Source organism: Candidatus Symbiopectobacterium sp. NZEC135 (assembly GCF_025962695.1).
In genome coordinates this window covers 1-685 of record NZ_JAGFPF010001155.1, presented here as the reverse complement: position 1 = coordinate 685, position 685 = coordinate 1, and the positions used below count along the sequence as shown (strand labels likewise).

Here is a 685-nt window from a genome sequence, read left to right as displayed (position 1 = left end):
TGTGGCGGCAGTGCAAGAATGTGGCGATACAGCTGTAATGTAATGTCACAGGCCTTTTTGCGATCGACCTGTTTTGCTGCAGGATCGACAATCATCTGCAAATCAGCGCCATATTGCCCATACAGCCGCTGTATTACCGGCTGTAATACTTGTGCGGCGGCAGCATTTTCTCGCGTTTTATCGGCGATTCTGGGAGAGGTATACGACGCAGCCACTAATTCACTGTCGGCACGCATTCGACGTTGAATAAGCGCAGCCGAATTCAGCGCTAGTGGATTCACCCCACCGCTGACAAAAGGGAAGAAAAATTTGAAACAGGCCTCATCGCTCTGCTGCTGAATATTCTCACCTTGTTCGAGCATCACTTTCAGCGTGGTGATAACGTTGTCATCAGGCGCAGGATACAGGCGCGACAGTAAAAAGGCCGATGAATCAGCCTGCACCAGATCGATCGCCTGCTGAAGATCTTTGCCCTCGGCTTTAGCGTCAACCACTTTTTCCTTGAGGGCTTGGTAGGTTTCCGGCGCATATTGCTTCATCGTTTGAAAAATAGGCAATTTCACCATTGATGATTCCGCATATTGCAATTCCAGCGAACGTGTTTTACCCGGCATCACGTAAGCCGTATCAATCACATTCCACCCAATGGTCGCTGCAACGAAGATAACAGCCCCCGTAGGCTTAC

The 685-nt window shown here is 49.8% G+C and carries 1 protein-coding gene; it reads right to left on the bottom strand.

Going from position 1 to position 685, the window contains the following annotated elements; all coding sequences use genetic code 11:
- A partial coding sequence (locus J5224_RS33040; protein ID WP_264629131.1) for a hypothetical protein occupies positions 1 to 685 on the bottom strand: 685 nt, incomplete at both ends.